The 8,455-nt window shown below is 48.2% G+C and carries 9 protein-coding genes; 8 read left to right on the top strand and 1 reads right to left on the bottom strand.

The genetic code is table 11. From position 1 onward, the window contains the following. From H8S45_RS16070 to H8S45_RS15410, 8 genes are all read left to right on the top strand, one after another. On the top strand, positions 1-184 hold a 184-nt coding region (locus tag H8S45_RS16070; RefSeq protein ID WP_407925838.1), incomplete at its 5' end, for a hypothetical protein. 593 nt (positions 185-777) lie between these two features. Beyond that, positions 778-930, top strand: a complete 153-nt coding sequence (locus tag H8S45_RS15440; RefSeq protein ID WP_153802410.1) for a hypothetical protein — start codon at positions 778-780, stop codon at positions 928-930. 436 nt (positions 931-1,366) lie between these two features. Next, positions 1,367-1,969 (top strand): recombinase family protein, encoded by a 603-nt coding sequence (locus H8S45_RS15435; protein WP_054328579.1) that lies wholly within the window; start codon positions 1,367-1,369, stop codon positions 1,967-1,969. Between the two features lie 174 nt (positions 1,970-2,143). Beyond that, positions 2,144-2,344: a carbon storage regulator gene (locus H8S45_RS15430; RefSeq protein WP_054328512.1), complete on the top strand. Its 201-nt coding sequence runs from the start codon at positions 2,144-2,146 to the stop codon at positions 2,342-2,344. 110 nt (positions 2,345-2,454) lie between these two features. Next, positions 2,455-4,155: a flagellin N-terminal helical domain-containing protein gene (locus H8S45_RS15425; protein ID WP_186950524.1), complete on the top strand. Its 1,701-nt coding sequence runs from the start codon at positions 2,455-2,457 to the stop codon at positions 4,153-4,155. Positions 4,156-4,253: 98 nt separating this feature from the next. After that, positions 4,254-6,221 (top strand): hypothetical protein, encoded by a 1,968-nt coding sequence (locus tag H8S45_RS15420; RefSeq protein WP_147574629.1) that lies wholly within the window; start codon positions 4,254-4,256, stop codon positions 6,219-6,221. Between the two features lie 14 nt (positions 6,222-6,235). Continuing rightward, positions 6,236-7,384: an adenylyl-sulfate kinase gene (locus H8S45_RS15415; protein ID WP_107631856.1), complete on the top strand. Its 1,149-nt coding sequence runs from the start codon at positions 6,236-6,238 to the stop codon at positions 7,382-7,384. Position 7,385: 1 nt separating this feature from the next. Beyond that, entirely contained in the window at positions 7,386-8,198 is an 813-nt protein-coding gene (locus H8S45_RS15410) for a PHP domain-containing protein (protein ID WP_107631857.1), read from the top strand. A gap of 45 nt (positions 8,199-8,243) precedes the next feature. Here the strand turns inward: H8S45_RS15410 and H8S45_RS16065 are convergent. Next, positions 8,244-8,455 (bottom strand): hypothetical protein (locus H8S45_RS16065; RefSeq protein WP_207724521.1); only part of this gene is annotated, 212 nt, incomplete at its 5' end.

The following is an 8,455-nucleotide window of genomic DNA, read 5'->3' as shown; positions in this document are numbered from 1 at the left end:
TAAAGGCATGGTGAATCTGTGCATGCATCGTCGCGTACTCGGCGTCCATTGCGCGGAATATAGCCGCGACGGTGCTATGGCGCAATATATTGCAGTGCCAGAAAGGATTCTATATCATAGAGTAGTTATTAAAGCCCCTCTCCAAGGGTTGTGCTACACGGTAGGGGATGCTGCGGATCAGTAATTACTACCCACCACAAGATGGTTCAAGAAGGGTTACAACCACAGCCTCTATTACGGCACCGAAGTAAATTTCTGAACGCAAACAAAGCCATATTGGCTGTTTTGATGTGATTAGCTCCCCCTTGAAAACGACGTGATATGTTGCCGTTAGACAAGGGGGGAGCTTTACTTATGCGGTATCGGCAGAGCGGGTGGATTAGCATATCGCCGAGCATACAAGGGAACTTAGTCGTCGGGCGCGATACGTCGCGCTTCCAAATAGTAACATTTTTCGATGCTCGTCCATTGAAAAAAGTTTTGCGCGGTAGCACGCCTGTGCGCAGTATCTGTGGGAACAGGCCGGCTTTCGAGAGGTTCGGTAAAAGAAAGCCTATGATAGATAGCGGCGTAGTAGTGTTTCCGTTCCATGGATATAGTCGATTCCTGCTTCCGTGTTTTCTGCGAGTAACTCATCAAGTGCCTGCTTATACATAGCGCTTCCTCGAGTGCAAACGGAGTAAGAGATTGCGTTATCCCAGCAAGGTGACAGGATAGAGTGGTCTGCGCCATGCCGGACGGTACGGCGCGTTGCATCAGGAAGTGCAAGACTGCGACATGATCGACATGGCACAGCAACCGGTACACAGCTTAAAAACAGATGCTATCTTCGTGCAGATAGACCAGTTCTGCCAGCATCCTGCGCGCATGGCAGACGACATGCTAGACTTGAGTCGTTCCCAGTACGCATTAGCAGCCGCCGTCGAGTGATTATCATCTCCGGTGGCGAATACGAGAGGGACGCGCTAACTGTATGCCTATATTGTCTGTGCAATGGGCGCAGTATGCTGCATAGGCCGCGTGTGCTGTTAGTCGCTAAAAAACGCAACAGTCTGCGCCACCTGTGGCAGCAGATGGTCGACCCGACATCCGCCATTCTACATCAGTGGAAAATATATATCGGTGCTATACTTTCGGTAATAAAGAATACGGTCACTTGGGAGAACGGATCTCTAAGGTGGCCGTATTTTTGGTAACACAGCATACTCAATGATGCCGAGCAGCCTATATCCAAGACAGAAAATCAACTCTGAAGCCCTTGCTGCTAAAAAACAGCCGCAGGGGGGATTTTTTATCCAAGTATTTTTCCCTTTTCTGTACAATAAATGCAGGATAACTGCCTATATGCAGAATGGAGGAATAACATTTGGGAAATATTTACGGTTATATCAGAGTATCCAGCACTGACCAGAACGAGGATCGGCAGCTTGCTGCGTTGCGGGCCAAAAGAGTGCAGAGCAATCGCATCTATATGGACAAACAGAGCGGCAAAGATTTTAATCGCCCGAAATATAAGCGCATGTTGAAAAAGTTAAAACAGGGCGACCTGCTCTATATTATGAGCATTGACCGGCTGGGGCGTAATTATAAAGAGATACAGGAACAGTGGCGCATTTTAACGAAAGAAAAGGGCATTGAAATCTGCGTGCTGGATATGCCGCTGCTGGACACCCGGCAGGGCAAGGACCTGATGGGAACATTTATTGCCGACCTTGTGCTGCAAATCCTGTCCTTTGTGGCGGAGAGCGAGCGCGCAAATATCCGCAAGCGGCAGGCCGAGGGCATTATCGCAGCCAAAGCGCGCGGCGTGAAGTTCGGCAGACCAGCTCTGCCCCTGCCCGATAACTTCTACGAAGTACATAAAGCGTGGCGCGACAAAAAGATACCCCTCCGGCTGGCAGCAGAAACCTGCGGCATGCCGAAAGGGACTTTCTATTATAAAGCTGTGAAATTTGAGAAAGAGAGATAAATATAGCGGCTGAAAACTCGAAAAGGTATACTTTTATAAACGCGACCGCAGGGGGAAATTTTTTTATTTATTTCCTTATTTATAAAAGTATCCGACCGATATTATAAATAACATGGTAAGAGTAGGGTTTGTTTTGAAAAGTATAGTTTTTGAAAACGGAAGAAAGGTGAGAAGATGCTGGCGTTATCCGTTCAAGAAGGAGATTATATCACGATCGGCGATGATATTGTGATTCAGATATATGCGCAAAAGGGAAAGCTGACGCGTATTGCAATCGACGCGCCCAGAGAAATGCCGGTTGTTCGCTCCAAACTGGTAGAAGAGCAGGGAGCAACGCCGGAATGTATGAAGCGCTTCCGCAGCAGCAAACCGTAAAAATCAATTTGATTCAAACGGATTGACCCGTTTTGAATAGAAATTTATCAACTAAAGGGCCGCAGACGGATGGATTCGCTGCGGACGGATTCTGAAAAGGAGAATGATTTATGAGAATCCAGCACAACATTATGGCAATGAATGCCTACCGCAACTACAACAACAATACCTCAGCGCTGTCCAAGAACCTTGAAAAGCTGTCCTCGGGCTACAAGATCAACCGCGCGGGCGACGACGCGGCCGGTCTTGCGATTTCCGAGAAGATGCGCGCGCAGATCACTGGTCTGGAAACCGCACAGAAGAACGTAAAGGACGGCATCTCGCTGGTAAAGACCGGTGAGGGTGCAATGCAGGAAGTGCAGGACATGCTCAACCGTATGGTCGAGCTGGCCACCCAGTCCGCGAACGGCACCTACGACAACGAGGTTGACCGTGACAACCTGCAGAAGGAAGTAGACCAGCTCAAAACCGAAATCGACCGTATTGCAGATTCCGCGAACTTCAACGGCATTAAGCTGCTGGACGGAAGCCTGAGTGGCGGCTCCCAGGTTGATAATCTTGCAATTGATGCGACCACCGCGGTTAAGGGTACCTATACGACTGCCGCTGCAGCGGATACCGGTGCACTCGGCAAGCTGACTACGGATGATATTGGCAAGACGCTGGATTACACGGTTACCTGGAAGGACAGCAGCGGCAAAGAGCAATCTACAACCGTTTCCCTTACCTATCAGGGGGATGGCACGGGCGCCGTTGCAAAGGACAACACGAAAAATTATTTTACCGACGCAAATGGAAATAAGTATTATCTCGATGCAAGCGGTACTGGCGCTAAGCTTGCGGCATCCCAGGTTTTCAGAGGTATCGTAGCTGGTCTGAAGGCGGACAGCAATTTCTCCGCTAATTTTGATGTTGCGGCCGGTAGCGGTAATAAGCTTGTCTTTACCTCCAAGCAGGAGGGCTCTGCGGGTGCACAGGTAGTCGGCGTCGGTGTGAGTGAAAATACCAGCCTTACTGCAGGTTTTGCAGCATCTATGGCAGGTGACGTTGTCCGTACGGAAGCCTATGATTCCATGCAGAAGTTTGATGCCAGCAAGATTACAGTCGCTGACGGCGCTGCGTCTGGCGTTACCTTGGAGCAGTTGAAGGCAAATATCTTTGAATTGGATGGACACAAGTTCCTGGTTGCTACCGGCCTGACCAACGATCAGATCAAGGCGCTGGGCGATGATGTAACCATCATCTCTCTTGCTTCTAAGGGTGCCCCAGATGCTGCGGATGCCAAGCAGATTGCCGCGGAAATCAGCCGTGTGACCGGCATGGAAACCAAGGTATATGGCGCTGCGGTTACGAAGGCCAACATTAAGGCGACAGATATCGTATTTACCAAGGATAAGCTGAGCCTGAATGGCAGCTCGCTCACCCTGCAGATCGGTGACACATCGGATAAGTACAACCAGCTGGATGTTAAAATCAAGGATATGCATACTGCCGCTCTTGGAATTGATTCATTGAGTGTTGCTACGCAGGAGGCGGCGCAGGCAGCAGTGGATACCATTAAAAATGCGATCAATACCGTATCCTCTGTGCGTGGTACGCTGGGTGCGACCCAGAACCGTCTGGAGCACACCCAGAACAACCTGTCCGTCATGACCGAGAACATTCAGGATGCTGAGTCCACCATCCGCGACACCGACGTGGCCGACGAGATGATGGCGTACACCAAGAACAACATTCTGGTACAGTCCGCGCAGGCAATGCTGGCGCAGGCCAACCAGGTGCCGCAGGGCGTTCTGCAGCTGCTCCAGTAAGCTGTATTTTCTCTGTATTTGCGGCACATACCAAGTTATAATCCGGATGGGGGCGGGCATTTTGTCCGCCCCCGTTTTTATGAGAAAGGACCGATCCTATGAACAGCGATGCCCTTGCACTGGCTCGCCGTCTGGCAGAGTTGGACCAAAAAGAAACTGCACAGCAGGCATATACGCTTGTGCTGCAACAGTCGGATGGATCAGACCCTGCTGCCGAGATGGAGGCTGCAAGCTACATCTTTTTTTCAGAGGGAGAGTATCAGACAGCCTATACGACCTTTGTTTCTCTGTACAACCGCGGATATTATCAAGCGGAATTGATGGATCTGATGATGCAGGCCTTTTATCTGCCCAATGTGGAAGCGCAGCAGAAATGTTATCAGGAAAACTGTGAGCTTCTTGGCGGGTATCCCTATTTGTTTTGTAAGGATTTCCTCCCATTTGACAGCCTTCCAATCTTATTTTTCCCTTTTAATGATAAGGGGTATATTCCTTTTTTCAAAACCCAAAACCGCTTTGGAGAATATATTGATTTTAATGATCCGGTAATAGACCGGAACTTCTTCCATGACCTTGAAAATCCCATCCTTGCAGAGGATGTTTTCTCTCAATATCAGTTGGAGTATTTAAATGACAATGTGCGCAAAAGCGAATGGGTAGCACGCGAGAACCATATCTATCTTCACTATACGGATTGGAATACCTTTTGTGCGTATTTAAGCTGCCTGCAATTCTCCCGGCTTTTACCACAGCAAAAATTTGTTTTTCTGGTTGAAAAGGAGATTGCGCAATATCCCATTGATTTTGCTGAACGATTTGGCATTGATTACAGCAGGAACAGGGTCAGGCCGTTTTCCTATCAAGAGGTTACGCGCCTCATCTGGCATACGCAGTTGGCCACGCATAATGGGGGGGATTTCTTTAATGAAATCTTTCATAACCATCCGAATCTGCTCACCATGGAGTCCGTGATGTTCCATGAACTGAGCCAGAAAATCAAAACTGCAAAAAAGGAATTGCGCCGTCAGGCAGGCAAGACGCAAAAAGGTATGATGGCTCGTTTGACAGATAAGGATATGCTCGTTTCCTTATTACTGGGCCGTGAAGATGCCTGTGCAGGCTTGGATTACAAAGCGCGTATCGTTCCCGCCGTTTTTTTTCAGCCACACTTTCCAAATATGCTGTATCATATTATGTTGGCAGGGAAAAAAGGTGTATCCACGCTATATTCTGAACAGTATGAATCTATTCGCGAATCCCCGATTTTTCAGAATTTCAAGTATATCAAAACATTCACACCTATGCGCCGTATTACGACCAGCTATGCGGCAAGTGTTCGGTTTATGTATGCCCAGGCACAGATGGATCAGGGGAGAGAGGGGGGGGAAACCTTTAAGGTGGTTTCAGATGTTGTATCTGAGCGTATACAAAACCGAAGCTTTATGATTGACCCACAGGACCGGCTGTACAGAGACAGCGTACTTGTTCGCTTTGAGGATGGCAAGCTCAACCCAACGGCGACCTTTACTTCCTTGGCAGGATTTCTGGACATCCCGTATACCGAGAGTATGACCTATTGCTCAGGGCGGGATGGACTCAATCCGGAATCGCTTGAGGGAAATGTCAGGGGCTTTGATCTTGCCACGGTCTATAGAACCTATGATGAATATGCAAATGATGAAGAGCGAGCCTTTTTGGAATATTTTCTGAGAGATGCTTACGAAGAGTATGGATATGATTTCCATTACTACAAAGGTGAACCGGTTGATGAGCAATGGATAAGGGAAAAAATTGCGCGTTTTACTTGTATTGATGGATATATTATGAGAACGTATGGACGTATTTTGGAACATCGGCGAGACGGCAAAACAGGGGAACCTCTGGAAGAAGAAGATATTCGCCAAAGGTGTGCTGCAGTTATCATACCGGAAAAAGAAAAACGGTTTAATTTGGCTTGCCGCCTGCTCGCGGGTTTGTCGTTTGTCAATCGACAGGGACAGCCCCTTCGGATGATGAAGAAACTCGAACTCGATCCTGCGCTGCTGGAGCAGCCGCTTTATCATTGATAAGGAGGGGCGTTATGGAACACAAAGGGACAGTTTATTTTTTCACCGGTTTGTCTGGTGCCGGCAAGACCACATTGGGTGGATTGTTTTATCAACGACTCAAGGCCACAAAGCCCAATGTGGTGTATTTGGATGGGGATGCAATCCGGCCCATATTCGGTGAGGACAGCGGCTACACGCAGGACGATCGCCTGCGCTGGGCAGGGCGGATCTTCCGTGTATGCAAGATGCTTGCCGACCAAGGCATTGATGTCATCTGCTGTTCGATCGCCATGTTCTCTTCTGTACGGCGGTGGAACCGCGAGAATATCAGCCAGTATAAGGAAATTTACATTCGGGTAAAAAAAGAGACTCTGTTGGCACGCAATCAAAAGGGATTGTATACGGCTGGATGTAACGTGGTAGGGGTGGATATTCCATTTGATGAACCGCAAAGCTCTGATCTGGTCGTGCAGAATGACGGCGAACAAACGCCGCAGGAGCTGGTCGAGCAGATCGAGCATATCTTATATCCTAATATCGTGGAAAACCCCATTGATAACCGCGATTATTGGAACCGTTATTATCAGGATCAGATTTGCACCATAGAACCTTCTCCATTTGCACGATATGTGGCGACGATGACCGGGGCGGGGGGGCGGCTGGTTGATCTAGGATGCGGTAACGGGCGGGATGCCTTGTTTTTTGCGGATATCGGATTAGATGTGGTTGCGATTGATCTGTCTGATGCTGCGATCCGTATGCTCCAGAAGTTGGAAAGAGGGAATCCGCACTTTATCTGTGGTGATTTTATCAACGAATCTGTTCATCAGTCGAAGAGTTATGATTACGCATATAGTCGATTCACGATTCATGCAATCAACAGCAAGCAGGAACAACTGTTGCTGCGCTCCATGTATCGAGCCCTTAAACCCGGTGGAAAGTTTTTCATCGAAGTGCGCGGGATACATGATCCTCTGTATGGCAAGGGGCAGCAGCAGGAACGCAACGCTTTTTTTTACAACAATCATTATCGCCGATTTATTGTGATGGATGAACTAGTAGCAGCTTTGAGAAAAATCGGTTTTCGTGTGGAGTATGCGCAGGAACGTACAGGATTTGCACCTTATGGAAATGATGATCCACCGGTAATCCGTATTGTAGCAATTCGCCAGGAGGGATGAGATGATGGTGTGGGCAGATCTCCATATGCACTCTGCGGCATCAGATGGGCAGCTTTCGCCAACTGACTTGGTGCGCAAAGCGCAAGCAGCGGGGATAGAACTGCTCGCTCTGACCGATCATGATACACTGAGCGGGACGGAGGAAGCGATCCGTGCAGGCAGAACATATGGTATTCAGGTTTTGCGAGGGATTGAGCTGGGAGCGAGTGAACATCGCTATATGCACATTCTGGGACTTGGCATGTCTGATGTCGGGACTGCATTGCCTGCGCTTTGTGACACCCTACAACGCAGTCGTAACGAACGAAAATATCGTATCATTGCTTTTCTTCATGAAAAGGGCATCGATATTTCGATAGGCGACGTGGAACAGCTTGCCGGTGGCAAAGTAGTTGCAAGACCGCATTTTGCTCAGGTATTAGTCCAACAAGGCTATGTATCCTGCATGAGAGAAGCATTTGATCGGTATTTGGATACAGCGGAATATCAAAAAATTGAGCGCTTTAAAGCTTCGGCGGAGGAGTGCATACAGGCGATTCATGCAGACGGGGGAAAAGCCGTATTGGCGCATCCATATCAGTTGGGACTGAACGTAGAAAAACTCGATCAGGTGCTTAAAACATTAAAAAACGCCGGATTGGATGGCCTGGAATGCTGGTATTCGCGGCATACGCACCAAATGACAGAAGAATTTTTAGCTCTTGCTCAAAAATATGAGCTTTACATCAGTGCGGGAAGTGACTTTCACGGAGAAATGGTTAAGCCGGATATTCAGCTCCATCCGTGGAAGCTGGATTTGGATTGGCTGATTTAGGCTAAGCGATGCAATCAGGAATTTTTATGAATTAACGCGATAAGATCAACAGATATCTAGATATCTGTTGATCTTATCGCTGCGTTTATATACACCATATGTGCCGGAAACGATGTTTTCATGTAAGACCAGCAAACAAATGTCAAGAACCGAATTGAAATGAACCGCTATTTTTAGGTGCGGCAAAAAGGACACAGAAAACCAAGCCACCGGAAATTTTGACTCTGGCCCAGAATGGACAGGTTCAGGATAAGATC

Origin of the sequence: Agathobaculum faecis (assembly GCF_014287995.1) — a bacterium.
GTDB lineage: Bacteria > Bacillota > Clostridia > Oscillospirales > Butyricicoccaceae > Agathobaculum > Agathobaculum ammoniilyticum.
Note: the sequence above shows the minus strand (reverse complement) of the source record. Positions and strands in the feature narration are given on the sequence as shown.